19 protein-coding genes, 1 tRNA gene and 1 pseudogene are annotated in these 19,137 nt (G+C 72.0%); 13 read left to right on the forward strand and 8 right to left on the reverse strand.

Features of this window, described 5'->3' with window-relative positions; all coding sequences use genetic code 11:
• Nucleotides 1-8: 8 nt before the first annotated feature.
• The 3 genes from J7E91_RS00190 to J7E91_RS00200 all read left to right on the forward strand — a co-directional run bounded on the left by J7E91_RS00190 (nt 9) and on the right by J7E91_RS00200 (nt 2,568).
• Nucleotides 9-1,436, forward strand: a complete 1,428-nt coding sequence (locus J7E91_RS00190; RefSeq protein ID WP_214897997.1) for a GH1 family beta-glucosidase — start codon at nt 9-11, stop codon at nt 1,434-1,436.
• 189 nt (nt 1,437-1,625) lie between these two features.
• Complete coding sequence (locus J7E91_RS00195; RefSeq protein ID WP_214897998.1) at nt 1,626-1,997, forward strand: cupin domain-containing protein; 372 nt, start codon at nt 1,626-1,628, stop codon at nt 1,995-1,997.
• 124 nt (nt 1,998-2,121) lie between these two features.
• Nucleotides 2,122-2,568, forward strand: coding sequence for a CBS domain-containing protein (locus J7E91_RS00200; protein WP_214897999.1), 447 nt, complete (start codon nt 2,122-2,124; stop codon nt 2,566-2,568).
• 104 nt (nt 2,569-2,672) lie between these two features.
• Here the strand turns inward: J7E91_RS00200 and J7E91_RS00205 are convergent, their stop codons facing one another.
• The 3 genes from J7E91_RS00205 to J7E91_RS00215 form a co-directional block, all read right to left on the reverse strand.
• The gene (locus J7E91_RS00205) at nt 2,673-2,972 is read right to left on the reverse strand and encodes a DUF3303 family protein (RefSeq protein WP_214898000.1); all 300 of its coding nucleotides are present in this window, start codon (nt 2,970-2,972) and stop codon (nt 2,673-2,675) included.
• A gap of 181 nt (nt 2,973-3,153) precedes the next feature.
• Nucleotides 3,154-4,629: a HAMP domain-containing sensor histidine kinase gene (locus tag J7E91_RS00210; protein WP_214898001.1), complete on the reverse strand. Its 1,476-nt coding sequence runs from the start codon at nt 4,627-4,629 to the stop codon at nt 3,154-3,156.
• Entirely contained in the window at nt 4,626-5,315 is a 690-nt protein-coding gene (locus J7E91_RS00215; RefSeq protein WP_214898003.1) for a response regulator transcription factor, read from the reverse strand. The genes J7E91_RS00210 and J7E91_RS00215 overlap by 4 nt, the downstream gene beginning before the upstream one ends.
• Nucleotides 5,316-5,391: 76 nt before the next feature.
• Here J7E91_RS00215 and J7E91_RS00220 point away from each other — a divergent pair, with 76 nt between their 5' ends.
• Nucleotides 5,392-5,979 carry a hypothetical protein gene (locus tag J7E91_RS00220; protein ID WP_214898005.1) on the forward strand — a complete coding sequence of 196 codons (588 nt, stop codon included), beginning with the start codon at nt 5,392-5,394 and terminating at the stop codon, nt 5,977-5,979.
• A gap of 26 nt (nt 5,980-6,005) precedes the next feature.
• On the opposite strand, the gene J7E91_RS00225 is transcribed toward J7E91_RS00220, so the two are convergent.
• Nucleotides 6,006-6,872 carry a spermidine synthase gene (locus J7E91_RS00225; RefSeq protein ID WP_214898007.1) on the reverse strand — a complete coding sequence of 289 codons (867 nt, stop codon included), beginning with the start codon at nt 6,870-6,872 and terminating at the stop codon, nt 6,006-6,008.
• A gap of 21 nt (nt 6,873-6,893) precedes the next feature.
• A complete protein-coding gene (locus J7E91_RS00230; protein WP_214898008.1) occupies nt 6,894-7,397 on the reverse strand; it encodes a hypothetical protein in 504 nt (167 codons plus the stop codon).
• A gap of 238 nt (nt 7,398-7,635) precedes the next feature.
• On the opposite strand from J7E91_RS00230, the gene J7E91_RS00235 reads away from it, so the two are divergent.
• On the forward strand, nt 7,636-8,997 hold the full coding sequence (locus tag J7E91_RS00235) for a hypothetical protein (RefSeq protein WP_214898010.1): 1,362 nt from the start codon (nt 7,636-7,638) through the stop codon (nt 8,995-8,997).
• 62 nt (nt 8,998-9,059) lie between these two features.
• Here the strand turns inward: J7E91_RS00235 and J7E91_RS00240 are convergent, their stop codons facing one another.
• Nucleotides 9,060-9,656, reverse strand: a complete 597-nt coding sequence (locus tag J7E91_RS00240) for a histidine phosphatase family protein (protein ID WP_028811590.1) — start codon at nt 9,654-9,656, stop codon at nt 9,060-9,062.
• A gap of 204 nt (nt 9,657-9,860) precedes the next feature.
• Between J7E91_RS00240 and J7E91_RS00245 the strand changes: the two genes are divergently transcribed.
• The 7 genes from J7E91_RS00245 to J7E91_RS00275 all read left to right on the forward strand — a co-directional run bounded on the left by J7E91_RS00245 (nt 9,861) and on the right by J7E91_RS00275 (nt 16,921).
• Nucleotides 9,861-10,835 carry a phosphatase PAP2 family protein gene (locus tag J7E91_RS00245; RefSeq protein ID WP_214898012.1) on the forward strand — a complete coding sequence of 325 codons (975 nt, stop codon included), beginning with the start codon at nt 9,861-9,863 and terminating at the stop codon, nt 10,833-10,835.
• On the forward strand, nt 10,753-11,937 hold the full coding sequence (locus J7E91_RS00250; RefSeq protein WP_374224589.1) for a hypothetical protein: 1,185 nt from the start codon (nt 10,753-10,755) through the stop codon (nt 11,935-11,937). Before J7E91_RS00245 ends, J7E91_RS00250 begins: the two co-directional genes overlap by 83 nt.
• Before the next feature lie 160 nt (nt 11,938-12,097).
• A complete protein-coding gene (locus tag J7E91_RS00255; RefSeq protein ID WP_214898015.1) occupies nt 12,098-13,696 on the forward strand; it encodes a hypothetical protein in 1,599 nt (532 codons plus the stop codon).
• A gap of 181 nt (nt 13,697-13,877) precedes the next feature.
• Nucleotides 13,878-15,233 (forward strand): AAA family ATPase, encoded by a 1,356-nt coding sequence (locus J7E91_RS00260; protein ID WP_214898017.1) that lies wholly within the window; start codon nt 13,878-13,880, stop codon nt 15,231-15,233.
• A 430-nt stretch (nt 15,234-15,663) separates the two neighbouring features.
• Nucleotides 15,664-16,005, forward strand: coding sequence for a hypothetical protein (locus J7E91_RS00265; RefSeq protein WP_028811594.1), 342 nt, complete (start codon nt 15,664-15,666; stop codon nt 16,003-16,005).
• Between the two features lie 162 nt (nt 16,006-16,167).
• Nucleotides 16,168-16,857 (forward strand): bifunctional DNA primase/polymerase, encoded by a 690-nt coding sequence (locus tag J7E91_RS00270; RefSeq protein WP_214898019.1) that lies wholly within the window; start codon nt 16,168-16,170, stop codon nt 16,855-16,857.
• A tRNA-Lys gene (locus tag J7E91_RS00275) sits at nt 16,848-16,921 on the forward strand. The genes J7E91_RS00270 and J7E91_RS00275 overlap by 10 nt, the downstream gene beginning before the upstream one ends.
• Before the next feature lie 230 nt (nt 16,922-17,151).
• On the opposite strand, the pseudogene J7E91_RS37195 reads toward J7E91_RS00275, so the two are convergent.
• Nucleotides 17,152-17,301 (reverse strand): annotated as a pseudogene (locus J7E91_RS37195) (hypothetical protein); the annotation flags it as partial.
• Nucleotides 17,274-18,245: a hypothetical protein gene (locus J7E91_RS00285; protein WP_214898020.1), complete on the reverse strand. Its 972-nt coding sequence runs from the start codon at nt 18,243-18,245 to the stop codon at nt 17,274-17,276. The pseudogene J7E91_RS37195 and the gene J7E91_RS00285, both read right to left, overlap by 28 nt.
• 153 nt (nt 18,246-18,398) lie before the next feature.
• Between J7E91_RS00285 and J7E91_RS00290 the strand changes: the two genes are divergently transcribed.
• A partial coding sequence (locus J7E91_RS00290; RefSeq protein ID WP_214898022.1) for an IS256 family transposase occupies nt 18,399-19,137 on the forward strand: 739 nt, incomplete at its 3' end.

Raw genomic sequence — 19,137 nt, forward strand, 5'->3', positions numbered from 1 at the left:
GCGCTTCCATGACCGGCAGCAATGAGAGCTTTCCGCCCGGATTCCTCTGGGGCACCGCGACCGCCGCGTACCAGATCGAGGGCGCGGCCCAGGAGGACGGCCGCACCCCGTCGATCTGGGACACCTTCAGCCGTACGCCGGGGAAGGTGCTGGGCGGCGACACGGGCGATGTGGCCGTCGACCACTACCACCGGATGCGGGACGACGTACGGATGATGGCGGACCTGGGGCTGAGCGCGTACCGCTTCTCGGTGTCCTGGCCGCGCGTGCAGCCCACCGGCCGGGGTCCGGCCGTCGAGCGCGGCCTGGACTTCTACCGCGCGCTGACGGACGAGCTGCTGGCGGCCGGAATCACGCCCAGCCTGACCCTGTACCACTGGGATCTGCCGCAGGAGCTCGAGGACGCGGGCGGGTGGCCGGCGCGGGACACGGCGTACCGCTTCGCGGAGTACGCGGGGCTCGTCGCCCGGGCGCTGGGTGACCGTGTCGAGTTGTGGACCACCCTCAACGAGCCCTGGTGCAGCGCCTTTCTGGGGTACGGGTCGGGGGTGCACGCGCCCGGCCGTACCGACCCGGTGGCCGCCCTGCGCGCCGCCCACCATCTGAACCTGGGACACGGCCTGGCCGTACAGGCGCTGCGCGCCGCGCTGCCCGGGCGGGCGCGGATCGGCGTAAGCCTCAACCCGAGTGCGGTCAGGCCGCTGACGGGGTCGGCGGGCGATCTGGACGCACAGCGCCGTATCGACGCCCTCGCGAACCGGGTCTTCACGGGCCCGATGCTGACGGGTGCGTACCCGTCCGACCTGCTGGCCGACACCGCGCACCTGACGGACTGGTCGTTCGTACAGGAGGGGGACGCGGCGACGGCGGGCCGGCCGCTGGATTTCCTGGGCATCAACTACTACGCGCCGGCGGTGGTTTCGGCGGCCGATGCCCCCTCGCCGGCGGGAGCGAACCGCGACGGCCACGGCGTGAGCGACCACTCGCCCTGGCCCGGATCGGAGGCCGTTACCTTCCACCAGCCGCCGGGCGAACTGACGGCGATGGACTGGTCCGTCGACCCGACCGGCCTGTACGACCTGCTGATGCGGTACGCCCGTGAGGCGCCCGGAGTCGCGCTGATGATCACCGAGAACGGCGCGGCGTACGACGACAAGCCCGCCGCCGACGGCACGGTCCATGACCCGGACCGCATCCGCTACCTGCACGGCCACCTGGCGGCGGTGCGCCGGGCGATGCTGGACGGCGCGGATGTGCGGGGCTACTTCCTGTGGTCGCTGATGGACAACTTCGAGTGGTCGTACGGCTACAGCAAGCGGTTCGGCGCGGTGTACGTCGACTACGAGACGCAGCGGCGCACGCCGAAGTCGAGCGCGCAGTGGTACGGACGGGTGGCCAGGACGGGCGTGCTGCCGTATCCCATGCTGGAGGAGTGATCGGCGGAGGGCTCTCGCCGGCCGCTCTCCGCTGCCGAGGGTCCGTCCATCCCACTGCTGCGGTGGCGGGTCGGACGGATCCTCGGCGGTGCGGGGGTTGATCACGCCCGTTGGGGCGGTCGCAGGAGGCGGCGCGTAGCCTGGAGGTGGACTCGGGGACTGCTCGCGCCCACCGGGAGGCGGATGGTTATGACCGCGCTCGTGTGCAAGAACTTCGACTCCGCAGATGAGACCCGACCGTTCGAGGACGATAAGGGCAGGCTCGATCTGCTCACCACGGACCGCGGCCCGGTCGGCCGCGCGGTCTTCGAGCCGGGCTGGCAGTGGTCCAAGCACGTCAAGCCCATCGCCGGGACCGAGAGCTGCCAGGCCTCCCACGTCGGCTACGTCGTGAGTGGCCGGATGAAGATCGTCATGGACGACGGCGAGAGCGGAGAAGCCGGACCGGGTGACTTCATCTCCATCGCGCCCGGCCACGACGCCTGGGTGCTCGGCGACGAACCCTGCGTAACCCTCGACTGGGTCGGCTTCGGGGACTACGCCACCCCCTCCGGCTCCTGAGCCCCGACGTCGGCTCCGCCTCTCGGGCCCGCGCCGTGCGGTCCCGAGGAGCGCCGATAAGCCATCCGTGTTGTCATCGATGGAGGAGAGCACACGTCCCGAATGCGGGAGGAATCCAGACATCATGGCTACGAACAAGCAGCTCAAGGCCCGCGACATCATGACCAGCGGGGTTCAGTGCGTCGGCGCACACCAGTCACTGTTCGACGCGGCGCAGATGATGCGCGATCTGAACGTCGGCTGTCTGCCCATCTGCGGCGACGACAACAGGCTCACGGGCCTGATCACCGACCGTGACATCGTCGTGAAGTGCTGCGCCGAAGGCGTCGACCCGGCAACGGTGCAGGCCGGCACGCTCGGCGGACACGTGCACTGGATCGATGCCGACGCGGACGCCAACGAGGCTCTGCAGAGCATGGAGACGCACCAGATCAAGCGCCTCCCGGTCATCGACGTCGCAGGCGGCCACCAGCTGGTGGGAATGATCACGGAGGCCAACCTCGCCAAGAACCTCAGCGACGAACAGATCGCGGAGTTCGCGACCCGCGTCTACGCGAACGTCGCCGGATAACCGGACAGCCGGGCCAGCCGGACAGCCGGACAGCCCGGCTGTCCGGACCATGAGCACGCTTGCCGCGCCGGCCCCGGGCGGCGGCCCGCCCAGGCAGGCGAGGATCAGGCCCGGGACTGCAGGGACGCCAGGCCCTTCTTGAGGTCGTCACCGTTCATCACCGGTACGACCTCGACCTCCGCGCCGAGTTCCATGAAGAACGTCTCCGCGACGGAGGGCAACTGCGAGCTGTCCTGCATGTCGAAGACGAACATGCAGGACCGCCTGCCCATGTTGGGAAAGAAGTAGGCCGCCTCGGGCTTGAGCTGTTCGATCACGGAGTTGACCATCTGTGGCAGCGTGCCTTTTCTGATGGCCTCGTTCCCGGCCTCCGTGTCGATGTGGGCGTGCAGCATGACCCTCATGGCATTCGCTCCTTCGGCACACCAGGGCCGGCGCGGTCCCGTCCGCGCACACTGAAGCCCGGTGGCGTCCCGCTCAGCCTCACCTCGGGTGATCAGGGCGGCAACATCTCAGCGACCGTCCGTGCAGACGGCGCGGGGCTTGAGGAACTTGGGGCGCCGTTGAGGAAGCCATGAGAACCAGTTAAAGGTTCACGCCCGAAGACCGCTTCCCGGTCCCCGTACCCCTACCCGTGCCGGTCCCCGTGCCCCTGCCCGTACCGGTCCCCCGCTTGCGCCGCCCCAGCCGGTGACCGTTCTGGTCCCCCGCCGTGCGCCGGCCGTCGGGTCCGAGCCCGATCCAGATGCGGACCTCCGTACCGCCGAGCACCGAGCGCCCGATGCGTACGTCGCCGCCCGTCGACTCCGCGACCCGCCGCACGATGTCCAGGCCCAGGCCCGTGGACCCGTCCCTGCCGCCGCTGTTGCCGCGTACCAGCGCCGCCTTCGGGTCGGAGATGCCGGGTCCGGCGTCCGAGACGAGGACGATGACGGCGTCGTCGCCGTTGTGCACGTCCACCGAGAAGGCCGTGCCCACGGGGGTGTGCCGGAAGACGTTGCCCAGCAACGCGTCCAGCGCGGCGGCCAGTTCCGGCCGGGCGACCGGGATGCGTACCGGACGCTGGACGCCCGCGAGACGCACCTTCCTGCCCTCGTCCTCCGCCAGCGCCGACCAGAAGTCCATGCGTTCGCGTACGACTTCGGACACGTCGCAGCCCGCACCGGGACCGGCGCCGGGACCGCCGGCCCCCTGCCCCTGCGTCCGCTGATCGCGCGCCGTACGGATGATCGTGTCGACCTCGCGCTCCAGTTGCTCGACCGCCGCCCTGGTCTGCTCGGCGGCCGGGCCCTCGCCCAGCGAGGCGGCGTTCAGGCGCAGCACGGTCAACGGGGTGCGCAGCCGGTGGGAGAGATCGGCGGCCAGTTCCCGCTCGTTGGCGAGGAGCTGGACCACCTGGTCGGCCATGGAGTTGAACGCGACGGCGGCGGACCGCAGTTCGGTCGGGCCCTCCTCGGGGACGCGTACCCCGAGCCTGCCCTCCCCCAGGTCGTGCGCGGCGCCCGCGAGCCGCTGGGCGGGCTGGACCATGCGTACGCCCAGCCGGTCCGCGACCGCCACCGAGCCCACGATCAGGGCGATGCCCACCCCCGCCAGCACGAGCCAGGCCGTGGCCACGCCATTGCTGACGTCGTCCTCGGGTACGAAGACCTCGACGACGGCGATCTTGCCGCTGGCGACCGCGGTGGGCTGGAGCAGCGCGAAGCCGCCCGTCACCTCCGAGATCGAGGCGCGGCCGATCCGCCGCGTGGTCTCCAGATCCCGCTGCGCCGCCCGGCGTTTGCCGATCTCCAGCGGCACGCTGCCCGGTTCGCCGGACGCCGGGACGTGCACGGCCATGCGTCCGTCGATGCCGACCTCGGTGGTCTGTACGGCCCGGTTGAGCGAGTCGCGGTCGGTGGTGATGGAGAGGGTGGGGCCGATGGTCGCGGCCCAGCGTTCGGCGTTGGAGAAGGCCCGGTCCCTGGCCATCTCCTTGATGACGAGTCCGAGCGGTACGGCGAAGGCCACCACGACCATCACGGTGACCGCCAGGCTCACCTTGACCAGAGCCCATCTCATCGCGGCGGCTCCAGCTTCACGCCGACGCCGCGCAGGGTGTGCAGGTAGCGCGGGTTCGCCGCCGTCTCGCCGAGCTTGCGCCGCAGCCAGGACAGGTGGACGTCGATGGTCTGGTCGTCGCCGTAACTCTGCTGCCACACCTCCGCGAGCAGTTCCTTGCGCGGTACGACGACTCCGGGCCGCCCCGCGAGAAAGGCCAGCAGATCGAACTCGCGGCGGGTCAGGTCGAGCCGCCCGCCGTCCAGCTCCGCCTGCCTGCGCAGCGGGTCGATCGAGAGCCCGCCGACCTGGATCACCCGGGACGGCGGCTCGGCGCCCGCGACGGCGCGGGCACGCCGCAGCACGGCGGCCATGCGCGCGGACAGGTGTTCGACCGAGAACGGCTTGGTGAGGTAGTCGTCGGCGCCGTCGTTGAGCAGCCGTACGATCTCCGCCTCGTCGTCGCGCGCGGTGGCGATGATCACAGGTACGTCGGTGATGCCGCGCAGCATCTTGAGCGCTTCCGACCCGTCGAGATCGGGCAGACCGAGATCGAGAATGACCACGTCGAAGCTGAAATGGGCGACCTCGCGCAACGCCTCAAGTGCGGTACCGACGCTGCGCACCGTGTGGGTGGCTTCGGTCAGGTGCCGGATGAGGGCGGAACGTACGAACTGGTCGTCCTCGACCACGAGCACACTTGCCATGGGCGGCACCGTACGCCATGTGGGGGATGCGGGTCCCCTGAGACGAGGGCGCGGGCGGGTGGTGCAGTATGGCCCCGTGCAACGAGGATTCGTACACGCCATCGCGTGGTCGCTCGCCACGGGCGCGGCGGTCACGCTGTCGTGGTGGGGCGTGCACACGGTGATGGCGGGGACGGCGTACGACCCTCCGCAGGCCCTTCCGATCCCCACCGACCTGCCGGAGCGGAGCGGCACCGCCCAGGGCGCGCAGCCGCAGGCGTCGTCGACGCGGCGGCCCGGCGGCGACGAGGACGAGAAGCCGTCCCGGTCGCCGGAGCGCCCCGAGTCGCCGTCGGGCACTCCGGCCGCCCGGAACACCCCCGCCCCCAGCCGCACACCGGACGGTCCCGGCGGCGGCCCGGCGGGCTCCCCGCCCCCGTCGCGCCCGCCGACAGCCGCGAACGGCCAGGTCAAGAGCTACAACACCGACGGCGGCCGGGTCACCTTCGACCTGGGGAAGACCTCCGCCACGCTGGTCTCGGCGACGCCGGCGACCGGCTGGTCGATGCAGGTGTGGAAGGACCCGAACTGGATCCGGGTGGAGTTCACGGCGGACGCCGCGAGCGTCTCCGTCTTCTGCACCTGGCACGATCACGAGCCGAGGGTCGAGATCGTGAAGTCCTGATCCGCAGGCGGGGGTTGCTTCCGGGGTTACTTGAAGGCGTCCGGCGGCGGTTCAGGTGAGGGGCGCGCGCTCGCGTCCGTGACGACGGCCGCGCCGCCCGTGAAGTCGGCAAGTTCCCGGCCGTGTTCCACCCGCCCCGGATGCGGGTCGGTCGCGACGCGCCGGGTCCATTCGGCGACGGGCAGCGTACGGTCCGACGCCAGCAGCACCGCGTTGCCGAAGCGCCGGCCGCGCAGCACGGCAGGGTCGGCGGCCAGCGCGAGTTCGGGCCAGACGGCGGCGGCGGTGGCGATCTGGCCGCGCAGGTACGCGAGCGGCGGGCCGTCGGCGATGTTGGCGGCATAGAAGCCGCCGGGCTTCAGCGCCCTGTGTACGTCGGCGAGGAATTCGGTGCTGGTGAGGTGCCCGGGCGTACGGGCGCCGCTGAACACGTCCGCGATCACCAGGTCCGCCCAGCCGTCCGCGACCTTGCCGAGGCCGGCGCGGGCGTCGAGGGAGCGGACACGGATACGGGCCTGGGCGTCGAGCGGGAGTTCCCTGCGCACCAGTTGGACGAGCGCCGCGTCCACCTCCACGATCTGCTGGGTGGAGCGGGGCCGGGTGGCGGCGACGTAACGGGCCATGGTGAAGGCACCGCCACCCAGGTGCAGGACGTGTACGGGTTGTCCCTGCGGGGCGGTGAGATCGGCGATGTGGCCGAGCCTGCGCTGGTACGCGAAGTCGAGGTAGGACGGGTCGTCGAGGTCCACGTGGGACTGCGGGGCGCCGTCGATCAGCAGGGTCCAGCCGCGTGCGCGGTCCCGGTCGGGTATCAGCTCGGCGAGTCCGCCGTCGACGTGCTCGACGACGGGCTCGGGGGCGGCGCGCTCGCGCCGCCTGTTGTTCTTTGCCACGCAGCCAGTATCGGCTGTGGCTCAGCGCACGCGGTCGGCCGCCTCGATCAGCCGGGCCGCCTCGCCGAGTGCGGCTCTGAGCACGGCCGGGTCGGTGACCGGACCGGTGTCGGTGGGCGGCAGCAGCCAGCCGGAGCCGGTGACGGGCGGCTCGGGCAGCGGGGGCCGGGAGTCCGCCCCGAGGTCACCGGCCGGGACCGGCGCCGCCGGGATGCGCAGGCCGCGCCCCGAGGTCTGCGTACAGGCGCTGCCCGGCATGTCCCAGCCGTCGGCGGTGCCGGGGGGTACCAGGAAGCCGAGGGTGGCGCAGGAACCGTCGTGCAGGACGGGGCCGACGGCGGGGGCGGAGGTGGAGGCGCGGCGGATGATGTCCACCGCTTCGAGGCCCTGGCGCACCGGGACCGTCACCAGGTCGCACGGCTCGGCGCCCAAGCTTCCCGCAGGAGGTGGAACGGCGCTGAAGTCCTGGCTGGGTCTGTGCTGGGCCGTCGACCGTGAACCTGCCCGCGCGCCGCTGATCTCCATGCCGGCCTCCAACAAGGGAACCCCTCCTCGCTCGAGTGGGAGCCGCGCTCCCACTCCTCATGGTTCAACGCGCGGCGCTGTCAACGGCTACGGTGCCGCGCCGCCGCAAAGGATGGCAGTTCATGGCAAATCATGGGTGAGATATCCCGTTTGTAGCGGAACACCGCGTGTTCGACTCGTCACAGCCGGTACGTTTTTGCTCCGCCGAAGCACGCGAACCTTGCGGGAGGTCTTGGCCATGCCGAACAACGACTTCCGCCGCCTGCGAGGGTCTCGTTCACCGGCCGAATTCGCCGCCGCTGTCCGCAGGGCGGCGCGTGAGATCGGTGAACAGGTCGCATGCGACGCCCGCTACATCGGCCGCGTCGAGGCCGGCGACATCCGCTGTCCCAACTACGCGTACGAGCGCGTCTTCCTGCACATGTTCCCCGGCCTGACGCTGGCGGACCTGGGTTTCTCGGCCCGTGAAACGGTACGTGGCAGGGGGGCGCGCACCACCACGACCCCTAGCCACAGCGACGAGGAGAGCGACGTGCTGCGTCGCGCGTTCATGACGAGCGGCACCGCCACCATGGCGGCCGCATCCCTGGGACTCGGCACCGCGCCGGGCACCTCCGCCTCAGCCTTCCCCCACCCCTCGGCCCCCGCCGCCCTCCCTGCTGTGTCCGGTACGCCGGGCGTGCCCCGCCGGGTCGGTGAGGCGGAGGTCAGTGCCGTGGAGGACGCGGTGCGCCAGATCCGGCTGCTGGACGACCGGCACGGGGCCGACGGCCTCTACAAGCGGGCCGCACAGCCGCTGCGTACCGCCTACGCCCTGCTCGAAGCCAGTACGACGTCCCGCAGATCGATGGCCGACCGGCTGCACACCGGCGCCGGTGAACTCGCCCTCTCGGTGGGCTGGCTCGCGCACGACTCGGGCCGCATCGACGACGCCCGCTCGCACTACGCGGAGGCGCTGGCGACGGCCCGGGTGGCCGGCGACCCGGCGCTGGAGGCCCACGCGTTCAGCAACTCGGCGTTCCTCGCGCGCGACACCGGGCGTCCGCGTGAGGCGGTACGGGCGGCCCAGGCGGGACAGCGCGCGGCGCAGCAGGTGGCGTCGCCGCGGCTGCTCTCGCTGCTCACCCTGCGCGAGGCCGGCGGCTGGGCGGGGCTCGGCGACCGTACGGGCTGCGAACAGGCACTCGCCCGCGCCAAGGCACTCTTCGAACGCGGTACGGCGCAGGCCGATCCCGAGTGGATGAGCTTCTTCGGGGAGGCGGAACTGGAGGGCCTGGAGGCGCAGTGCTGGTCGGCGCTGGGCGACTGGGCGCGCGCGGCACGGCACGCCCGGCGTGCGGCCGCCCTCCAGGACCCCCACTTCACCCGGAACCTGGCCCTCTACAGCGCGGAACTCGCCGACGACCTGGCCCGCGCCGGGGCGCCGGACGAGGCGGCGGCGGTGGGAGAGGGCGTGCTGGATCTGCTGGAGGAGGTCCAGTCGTCCCGCGTACGGACGATGCTGTCGGAGACGACCCGCGTCCTGCTGCCGCATCGCCGCTCGCCGTCGGTGGCCCCGTTCCTGACGCGGCACGCGAACGCCTCGCGCAGCAGCGCGTGAGCGGGACAAGCGTCTGAGACGGAACCTTCGGGACGCGCTTTCGGGGCGGACGCGGGGGTGGGTCAGCCGGTGAGGTGGCCGATGTCGTTCCAGCGCTCGATCGCCGGGTCGCCGTACGCCCAGCCGAGGACCGAGAGGGACGTCGGGTCGAGCCGGATGCGAGCGGCGAACGACACGTCCAGACCGAGCCAGCGGGCGCCCAGCGCGCGCAGGATGTGGCCGTGCGCGAAGACCAGTGCGTCGCGGTCGGCCGAGTGCGCCCAGGCGATGACCTCGTCCGCCCGGTCCGAGAGCTGCTGGAGCGTCTCGCCGCCCGGCACTCCGTCGCGCCAGATGAGCCAGTCGGGCCGCTGCGCCTTGATCTCGGTGGGCGTCATGCCTTCGTACGCCCCGTAGTCCCACTCCATCAGCGCGTCCCACTCCTGCGCACGGTCGCCGAACCCGGCGATCGCGCAGGTCTCACTGGCCCGCCGCAGGGGGCTCGTGCGGACCTCGGCGTCCGGGAGGCCGTCGAGCGGTGCCCGGTTGAGGCGCTCGCCGAGCAGCTTCGCGCCGCGGCGGCCCTCGTCGAGCAGGGGGATGTCGGTCCTGCCGGTGTGCCTCCCGGACAGGGACCATTCCGTCTGTCCGTGCCGGGCCAGCAGGATGCGCGGTGCCATGACGATGTCTCCCTGGACGGTGCGAAGGGGCGTACTTCTCGGGCGGTACGAGCAGCCCGCACCATCATCGCGCACGCGGCGGAGGGGCAACCTCCGGGGCATTTTCCACGTCAACCTACTCGCGCACCCGGTGCGCGCACGTGTTCCCATACACCGTACGGTTGAAAGGGTGGCCAGTCAGCCCGTAGGCCGCACATCAGACAGATGGAGAGCGTCCGGATGCAGGACACCGCGCCCCGCAAAAGACCCCGCTGGTGGACAGAGCTACTGCTCCTCGTGGTGGTCTACGCCGCATACACCGGCGGCCGGCTGCTCGTACGCGGTGGCGAGCCGACCGCCGTCGAGAACGGCCTGGCGATACTGCGCGCCGAGAAGCTCCTGCGTCTCAACGCCGAACACCCCCTCAACCGGCTGTTCACCGAGCACGCCTGGCTCGGGATACCCGCCGACTTCGCGTACGCGTCACTGCACTACCTCGTGACCCCCGCGATCCTCGTCTGGCTCTTCAGACGGCGCACCGCCCGCTACCGGGCAGCGCGCACCTGGCTGATGCTCTCGACCCTCCTCGGCCTGGTCGGCTTCACGCTCGTGCCGACCTGCCCGCCCCGGCTCCTCGACGCGGGCCACGGCTTCGTCGACACGATGGCGCAGTACAGCGTGTACGGCTGGTGGGGCGGCGAGGCGAGCGCGCCGCGCGGGCTCGGCGGCATGACGAACCAGTACGCGGCGATGCCGAGCCTTCATGTGGGCTGGGCGCTGTGGTGCGGGGTGATGCTGTGGCGGCACGGGCGTACGCCGCTGCTGAGGTGGCTCGGTGTCGCGTATCCGCTGCTGACCACTTTCGTGGTGATGGGGACGGCCAACCACTACTTCCTCGACGCGGTCGCGGGGACTGCCGTCATGGGCTTCGGACTGGCCCTCACCAGGCCTTTCATACGACTGGCCGACCGGGTACGGGAGCGGTTGGTGCCGATGCCCAGCGCCGCGAAGTCCTCGATTGCCGACGGCATTGTCAGTGCCGGATGCGAGACTTCCGAGGGTGAGCAAATCCCTGGGCAGCGGACCCGAACCGACACCGCCGCGAGTGCCACCGCGAGTGCCGCCGCGGGTGCCTCCGCAGGCGACCGCGCTGACGCCGACGCGGGTGCCGGCGACGGCGCTCCGGCAGCGGCTCGCTGAGCTGCGCGGCCCGTCCGTCGCACCGCTGCCCCTGGACGCGCGTGCGCTGGCGGCGCTCGCCGCCAACCCGGGCTGCAAGCGCCGCGCGCTGCTCGACGGCGCGGGGGTGAACAAGGCGGCGCTCGCGACGGCGCTCGGATCCCCTACCGGCTTCGGCCAGTCGCAGTTCGCCTTCATGCGGGGCAATGTCTTCGAGGCCCGGGTCAAGGCCGACGGCGGCACGGAGCTGATGCGGCTGCTGTACGAACGTATGGGCGCCGGGGCCGGTCCCGGCTGCGAGCCCCCCGTCGCCGGCGAGACGCACGTACCGGACCTGGCGGCGGCGGGCCCGGAAGGCCGGGCGGCCCGTACCGCGCTGGCGCTGCGCGAGGCGACGGCGGCCGGGATGTGGACGCTGCTCGACCACCCGATGCTGGCCCTGGAGGTGGCGGGCTCCCCCGCGTACCTGGAGCCGGACGCGGTGGTGGTGCACCCCGACGGGCACTGGACCGTCGTCGAGATCAAGTCCTTCCCGATGATCGACGACTCGGCGGACGCGGCGAAGGTGGGAGCGGCGGCCCGCCAGGCGGCGGTGTACGTCCTGGCCCTCGAACGGGTCGCGGCGAAGGTCGCGGGCGCGCGGGTCGGGCATTCGGTGCTGCTGGTCTGCCCCAAGGACTTCTCGAACCTGCCGGCGGCTTCGGTCGTCGACGTACGCAAGCAGCGGTCGGTGACCCGGCGCCAGCTGGAACGCCTGACGCGCATCGAAGACCTCGCGGCCGCGCTCCCCGAGGGCACGACGTTCGACGTGGACCGCCCGGCGGAAGAGCTGGCGGCGGCGGTCGAAGCGGTCGAAGCGGCGTACGCCCCCGAGTGCCTGGCCGCGTGCGAGCTGGCCTTCCACTGCCGCGCGAAGGCGCGGGCGGCGGGCGCGGTGGAGGCACTGGGCCGCAGTGTGCGCGGTGAGCTGGGCGGCCTGACGACGATCGGCGAGGTCCTGGCGGCGGCGGAGGGCACGGCCGGCGACCCGGCCGACCCGACGGTGGCGGCGCTGCGCCGGGCGGCGGCACTGCGGGCGGAAGCGCTGGCCGGGGCGCCGACCGGGGCGGAGGTCCGGTGCTGACACCGCCCCTGGCAGATCCAGCCCGTCCGGCGTTCGAGGACAGGCCCGGACGGCGTCCGGGGGGCTGGGGGCCTGCCCCCAGCACGCGGCGGAGCCGCACATGTCACAGCGGGCAGGGGCGGGTAGGGGAACTCGCCCACCGCTCACGGAAAGGCGCCACATGTCGCTGATCAGCACCCTCGCCCGGCTCGACGCCGTACGCAGCGGCCGTGCACAGACCCTGGCCACCGTCCGCCACCGGCACCTGTCCGAGCGGCCGATGGTCTTCGTTCCGCTCACCACCGCGGGCGAGGCCGGCGCGCCGCTCGGGGCGCTCGTCGGCACCGACCGGGACGCCCCGCGGCTGCTCGCGGTGACGCAGCCCCGCGACCGCGATCTGCGGTTCGCGTTTCTCGCGGAGCTGGCCGAGACCGTCCTGCCGTACATCGACGGGTACGCCGATGACGTCGAGGCGGCGGAGCGCAACGAGACCGACCCCGAGACCGGGAAGCGGGTCAAGGTCGAGGTCGAACTGTGCTCGGACGCGCCGCAGTTGATCGTGCCGAGCCGGGCGGGCATCGAGTACGTACGGCTCCTCGGGCGTTCGATGCGGTTCCGGCGTACGGCCGAGCAGGATCCGGACACCCCCTACCCCGCGCCGCCGCACATCCCCCTGCTCGGCCGCTGGCTCACGCACTACGGCGAGCGCGCCCGGGTGCCGGGATCCTCGCTGCTCCTCGCGGCGACCGATCTGCTGGGCCGCCACTGGGCGACCGGGCAGTCCAGCCTGGAGGACCAGCATCTGGGCGCGCTGCTGGCCTGGATCGACCCGGCGAGCGGTGGGGCCGGCGAGTCCGGCGCCGAGGCCGCGCTGCGGGCGGAGCTGGAGCGGGACGGGGACGGACAGTTGGTGTGCCCGCCGGCCGGCCCCGCGACCGACCCGGCCTTCGACAACAAGCTGCTGGCCCCCGCCATCGACCGCTACGACCGGGCCCGCAAGGCCCTCGCGGCGGCGGAGGACGGCCTCGCCGCCGACGCGCACCTCGGTGAACTGGCCGCCGCCGAGCGGCACATCCGCGAGCTGCTGGCCGCGCACATGCGGCCCACCTGGGACGCGGTGTGGCGCGCGCTCGACCTGCTGAGGGGGCTGCCGGAGGGTGCCCGGGCGACGGACCGCTGGACGCGCGACCGCTGGTCGTACACCGGCCACCGCGACCGCGTACGGGCCGGGGAACCGCCGCAGCCCCGGCGCGACGACGCGGTGACCGCCGCGCAGAAGCTCGCCTCCCGCGAGACGGCGCAGGCGCAGCTGGAGGCGCAGGAGGCACTCGACGACCCGCTGGTGATGGCCGGGCGGCGGCTCGCGGGCGAGGCGTTCACCAGCGAAGTACTGGACGTGGAGATGACCATGAGCGAGGGCAGGCGGCCGAGCCCCCGGCCCCTGCTCACCGTCCGCACGGACGACGCCCCGCACCTGGGCGAGCGTACGAAGGTCTACCGCTCGCTGGACGGCAGGCCGCAGACCGCGGAGTTCGTGCGGTACGAGGAGGAGGCCGGCGTCCTGGTGCTGCGGGTGACCGACAAGATGGGCCGGGGCAAGGAGCCCGCGCCGGGGTCCGTGCCGGAGAAGGGCGAGCGCATCTGCTGGACGCTCTTCGAACACGACCAGCGCGGCGGCCCGCAGCTCCCCGACCCGGAGGCGACGCCGTGGACGCACGGCGGCCCGCCGGGGGCGGGCGCGGAGCACCCCGACCCGGTAACGACGGAGGACCTCCTGTGACCCACTCCGTTCCCACTACCAGTCCCAGTTCCAGTCCCCGTCCCCGCGCCCGTCCCGCTCCCGTCGCCGCGTCGGCGCGTCGGCCGTCGCCATGGGCGCCGGGCGCCGGGCGCCGGGTGGCGGTGTGGAGCGCCAAGCCCCGTGACCGCCGACCCGACCGCACCCCCTCGGAGGACCTCCTGTGAACCACCCCCTCTCCGCCGGGGCTTCGCGCTTCGACCCCGGCGCCGAGGCCGGCCGTGCGACCGCGGCGATCCTCCACGACACGCTGCACGGCGCCCACCGCGGCGTCGTCGTCGACTCGCCGCCCGGCGCGGGCAAGTCGACGCTCGTGGTACGGGCAGCGCTCGAACTGGCCGAAGCCGGCCGCCCGTTGATGGTGATCGCACAGACCAACGCCCAGGTGGACGACCTGGTCCTGCGGCTCGCGGAGAAAGAACCGGACCTCCCGGTCGGCCGGCTCCACAGCAATGACACCGACCCGTACGACAAGGCCCTCGACGACCTGGCGAACGTACGGAAATCCGCGAAGGCGGGCGACCTCGCAGGCCTGGACATCGTCATCTCGACCGCCGCGAAATGGGCGCACGTGAAGACCACCGAGCCGTGGACGCACGCCATCGTCGATGAGGCGTACCAGATGCGTTCGGACGCGCTGCTCGCCGTGGCCGGGCTCTTCGAGCGGGCGCTGTTCGTCGGTGATCCGGGCCAGCTGGACCCGTTCTCCATCGTCGGCGCCGAGCAGTGGGCGGGACTGTCGTACGACCCGTCGGCCAGCGCGGTGTCGACCCTGCTGGCGCACAACCCCGAACTCCCGCAGCACCGCCTGCCCGTGTCCTGGCGGCTCCCGGCCTCCGCCGCGCCGCTCGTCTCGGACGCGTTCTATCCGTACACGCCCTTCCGCAGCGGTACGGGCCACGGCGACCGGCGGCTCAGTTTCGGGGTTGCCTCCGACGGCTCGGGGCCCGACCGGGTGCTGGACGAGGCGGCCGCTTCGGGCTGGGGCCTGCTGGAGCTTCCCGCCCGGCACACGCCGCGCACGGACCCGGAAGCGGTGCGGGCGGTGGCCCAGGTCGTACGACGCCTCCTGGACCGGGGCGGCGCGGCGGTCAGCGAGCGTTCCCCGGACCCGGTGCCGCTGACGGCGGACCGCGTCGCGGTCGGCACGGCCCACCGCGACCAGGCGGCGGCGGTCCGGGCGGCGCTGGCCGATCTGGGTGTCGTGGGGGTCGCGGTCGATACGGCGAACCGCCTCCAGGGCCGCGAGTTCGACGTAACGGTGGTGCTGCATCCGCTGTCGGGGCGGCCCGACGCGACGGCGTTCCACCTGGAGACGGGACGGCTGTGCGTGCTGGCGTCGCGGCACCGGCACGCGTGCGTCGTGGTGTGCCGGGAGGGGGTGGCGGACCTGCTCGACGAGCACCCTTCGACGGAGCCGGTGCAGCTGGGCGTCACGGTCAAGTTCCCGGACGGCTGGGAGGCGAACCACGCGGTCCTGGCGCACCTGGCGGAGCACCGGGTGCGGTACCGGGGGTGAGGCGTGGGCGCTACCCTGGCGGGGCCTTCCCCCCTTCCCGCTGTGACATTTTGCGGCTCCGCCACGTGAGGGGCTCCGCCCCGGACCCCGCTCCTCAAGCGCCGGAGGGGCTGGATATGCCACGCGGGGGCGGATGCGCCACGCGGGGGCGGATGCGCCACGCGGGGGCGGATGCGCCACGCGGGGGCGAGTTTTGCGGCCCTGGCCGCAAAACTCAGCCCGCCTTGCGGAAGCCCCCCAGCCCGTCCGGCGTTTGAGGACACGCCCGTAGGGCGTCCGGGGGTCCGGGGGCTTGCCCCCAGTTCGGGAAGGGGCGGGGTGGGGAAAAGCCCCGCAGGGCCGTGCACCGCACCCGAGGCCTACTTGCACGGTCCGGGACAATGGACGGTGGCCATCAAGGACACGTGGCCGCGAGAGGGAAGGAAAACCCATGGCGGAACCCGAACGCACCGAGCGGCGGCTACGCCCCGCGCCGCTCCTCTTCGAGCCTTCGGAAGCAGCCGCCGACCCCGAGCACTTCTTCGACCTGGAGTCGATGGAGGACCCCGGTGAGCTGCTGGAACGTGCCACGGAGCTGACGCTCGCGTTCCGGACCGCGGCCGACCGGGCCACCGAGTTCCAGGCCGTCGCGGCCGCCCAGCTCGCCGACCCGAAGCGCTTCGACCGGCTTTCGACGGCGGACATCGCGCAGCGCGCCGACTGGACCGAGGACTACGCCAAGAAGATGGTCGAGTTCGGCCGCGATCTGCTGCGCGGCCCGAAGCACCCGTAGCCGCCGAACACACACAGGCCGACCGGCAGGAGCCCATGATCCACAACGGTCACGGGCTCTTGGCATATGCCCGGCCGCAAGATACCCCCTCCCGCCCCGCCCTGTCCCGGTTTCCCGCAACCCTCCGAAACGGTACGGACACTGCCGGTAGATGTGACTGCCATGACCGCCCTCACCAAGCAGAACGGCTTCGCCGCCTACCCGCACCCCAACCCCACCACCCCCACCCCCGCTCCCGCCCCCGCCCCCGCCCAGGTCACACCCGCCGGCGCCGCCTGGCTCGCCTCCGCCGCCGCGTACCCGCGCAGCACCCTCTCGCTCTGGGAGGCCCGGCCCACCGATTCCGCCGTCCTGCCCTGCGGCTCCGTGTTCGACGTCGTGAGCGTTCCCGCGGTCTTCGGCCGCCGGATGCTGGACCGGTTATGGGCGGACGGGCCCGGCTCGGGGCCGGTCGCCACCCACCGCGGCCGCATGCTGCTCTTCACCTGCCCCGGCACCGCCCAGCGACTCCCGTCACTGCTCGCCTGGGAGGAGTGGGGCCGTGGTGGATGTCGTACGGGGAATGCCGCCGAGGGGGGCGGCAGGGACACCGCCGTGCCGCCCCTCCTGTGCCACGGCTCGGGCGACGCTGTGACCGTCCCGCCGCTCAGCGCCCCGGACGCCCCCGCCGACGCGGGACCACGCTGGCTGGTCGCCCCTGACGTGCGCCATCCGTGGCTGCCGGGCGCCGAGGCGATGCTCTGGGCGTGTGTACGGGCGGCCCGCCCCGGCCCCAGCACCGGGACCCGGATATCGATTTTTCCTCCCACCGATCCGGGTGCTAATGTCTACGACGTCAGCAGGCGCCGCTAGCTCAGTTGGTTAGAGCAGCTGACTCTTAATCAGCGGGTCCGGGGTTCGAGTCCCTGGCGGCGCACAGCGAGGCAATCGCCTGACCTGGCCGTTCTTCCTTCGGGAAGGACGGCCATTGGCGTTTCTGGGCTTCGGTGCTAGCGAGGGGCTAACCGGGCCGTCATCGGCCCGCTGGGGTCGCGGTTGATCCACCAGGGCAACGGCCGCCTCGGCGTTCTGGTGAGCGATCTCGGGCAGGACCGAGGTGTACGTATCGGCCGTGATCTGGATCGACGAGTGCCGGAGCATGGCCGAGATCACCTTCATGTCTCCCCCAGCGGCCAGTGCCAAGGTGGCCGCGCTGTGGCGCAGGTCGTGGAGTCGGATTGGCGGCAGGTAGCCGGGATGCGGGTACGGCCGCAGCGGATTCTCCGGGATCAGCCGATACCAGGTCTGAGGGTCCACGATGCCGTTGCGGTCAGTCCCTGCTGACGCTGGAAGGCGAAGACAGCTCGGCGCAGCTGGTCGTCAAACGCCTCGGTGACGGGCAGGTCAAACGCCCGCTGAACATCGGCCACGGCTGGGCCCTCATCGCCCACTCGCAGCGTGTTGGCTCGTTTGATCAGCCGCACGAAGTGTCGGCTGACATAGTCCGGGTGTAGCGGTTTGCCTTCTTCGGTGGTGAAGACGTGGTGGCTCTCGATCCACGCCGGCCTCATGGCCAGTCGTTCGGCCAGCTGACGCGCCCGATGAGTCCGCAGCACCTTGATAGTCACGGAGTCGAGCGCGATGACACCGCCACTGTCGTCCTTGGGACGGGTAATGGCCGTCGCCCAACCGACCTGGATGATCTGCTGCGAGAGGACCAACGTCCCCGCCTCCAGGTCCACGTCTGGCCACGGCAGCCCGACGCCCTCACCACGACGAGGCCTCCGGAAGACCAGCAGGTGGTAGCAGGCGTAAGGCCGGTCGTCGACTATCAGGCGGAGGAAGGCTCCGATCTGCGGTGGCAGCCACACGGCCACCTTGGGGCGACGGCCGGTGGCCATCCATTCAATGACCCACTGCGGAGTCCACAGCACCGGCTTCGGACGAGGTGTGGGGTCCAGTTCCACGAAGAAGGCCGGGTTGTCCACGATGCGGTGCTGCCGCTTGACGGCGTTGAGAGCCGCGCGGAGGGTGGCGTGGATACAGGCTAGGGTGACCAGTCCGACCGGCCGAGGCCCGTCCGCTGTGGTCGCCACAATGGCGTCGTACGCGGTACGAATGTGGCTGTGGCGCAGCTTCTCTAGATCAATGTCGCCCAGGTAGGACTTGAGCCGCTGCTCGATGTGTCCCGCGTAGGACCGGCGAGTATTGAGGGCCAGTTTGCGCTTACCGGCCAGCCACTCGTCCAGCCACTCCCCCACGGTCTGCCGCAGGGCCAGGTTGCGTCCAGGGAAGTGGTGTACGGGTTCGACCTGATCCGGGGGTTTGCTCCGGCATCGGGATGGTGCCCGCATAGACGAACGGCCACCGGCTGATCTTTCAAGACGACCAAGTCTTTGAAGGAGATCAGCACGATGACCGCACCAGACAGTGTGCCCCTGCACGCCCTCGCGGAAGACAATCTCGCCGCGGCGAGTCCCGATCTGCTGCGCGCGATGGTCAAGACGTTCGCCGACGCGCTCATGTCCGCGGAGGCCGATGCTCTCTGCAACGCCGAATACGGACAGGTCAGCGACGAACGCGTCAACCACCGCAACGGCTACCGCCCACGCGAGTGGGACACCCGCGCCGGCACCGTCGAACTCGCCGTCCCCAAATTGAGGCAGGGCAGTTACTTCCCGCACTGGCTTCTCGAACGCAGGCGGCGGGCCGAGCAGGCCCTCATCTCGGTCGTCGCCACCGCCTACCTGCTGGGCGTCTCCACCCGCAGGGTCGAGAAGCTCGCCGAGTCCCTCGGCGTCACCCAGCTGTCGAAGTCCCAGGTCAGCGCGATGGCCAAGCACCTGGACGAGCAGGTCGCCGCCTTCCGCAACCGGCCGCTGGACGCCGGCCCGTATGCGTTCGTCTGGGTCGACGCACTGACCCAGAAGGTCCGTGAGGGCGGCCGCATCATCAACGTCCACGCGCTGATCGCGGTCGGCGTCAATGCGGACGGACACCGGGAGATCCTCGGCATCGACGTCGCCACGGCCGAGGACGGTGCGGGCTGGCTCGCCTTCCTGCGCTCGCTGACCGCCCGGGGCCTGTCCGGCGTCCAACTGGTCGTCTCCGACGCCCACACCGGCCTGGTGAACGCGATCGGCGCGGTCCTGC

Origin of the sequence: Streptomyces sp. ISL-99, from assembly GCF_018614005.1 — a bacterium.
Lineage (GTDB): Bacteria > Actinomycetota > Actinomycetes > Streptomycetales > Streptomycetaceae > Streptomyces > Streptomyces flavidovirens.

Coding starts and splice junctions, on each gene's coding strand:
- J7E91_RS00210 (WP_214898001.1), bottom strand. CDS start 4,629: ATGAGATGGGCTCTGGTCAAGGTGAGCCTGGCGGTCACCGTGATGGTC.
- J7E91_RS00200 (WP_214897999.1), top strand. CDS start 2,122: ATGGCTACGAACAAGCAGCTCAAGGCCCGCGACATCATGACCAGCGGG.
- J7E91_RS00190 (WP_214897997.1), top strand. CDS start 9: ATGACCGGCAGCAATGAGAGCTTTCCGCCCGGATTCCTCTGGGGCACC.
- J7E91_RS00245 (WP_214898012.1), top strand. CDS start 9,861: ATGGAGAGCGTCCGGATGCAGGACACCGCGCCCCGCAAAAGACCCCGC.
- J7E91_RS00235 (WP_214898010.1), top strand. CDS start 7,636: ATGCCGAACAACGACTTCCGCCGCCTGCGAGGGTCTCGTTCACCGGCC.
- J7E91_RS00255 (WP_214898015.1), top strand. CDS start 12,098: ATGTCGCTGATCAGCACCCTCGCCCGGCTCGACGCCGTACGCAGCGGC.
- J7E91_RS00205 (WP_214898000.1), bottom strand. CDS start 2,972: ATGAGGGTCATGCTGCACGCCCACATCGACACGGAGGCCGGGAACGAG.
- J7E91_RS00195 (WP_214897998.1), top strand. CDS start 1,626: ATGACCGCGCTCGTGTGCAAGAACTTCGACTCCGCAGATGAGACCCGA.
- J7E91_RS00215 (WP_214898003.1), bottom strand. CDS start 5,315: ATGGCAAGTGTGCTCGTGGTCGAGGACGACCAGTTCGTACGTTCCGCC.
- J7E91_RS00240 (WP_028811590.1), bottom strand. CDS start 9,656: ATGGCACCGCGCATCCTGCTGGCCCGGCACGGACAGACGGAATGGTCC.
- J7E91_RS00265 (WP_028811594.1), top strand. CDS start 15,664: ATGGCGGAACCCGAACGCACCGAGCGGCGGCTACGCCCCGCGCCGCTC.
- J7E91_RS00270 (WP_214898019.1), top strand. CDS start 16,168: ATGACCGCCCTCACCAAGCAGAACGGCTTCGCCGCCTACCCGCACCCC.
- J7E91_RS00230 (WP_214898008.1), bottom strand. CDS start 7,397: ATGGAGATCAGCGGCGCGCGGGCAGGTTCACGGTCGACGGCCCAGCAC.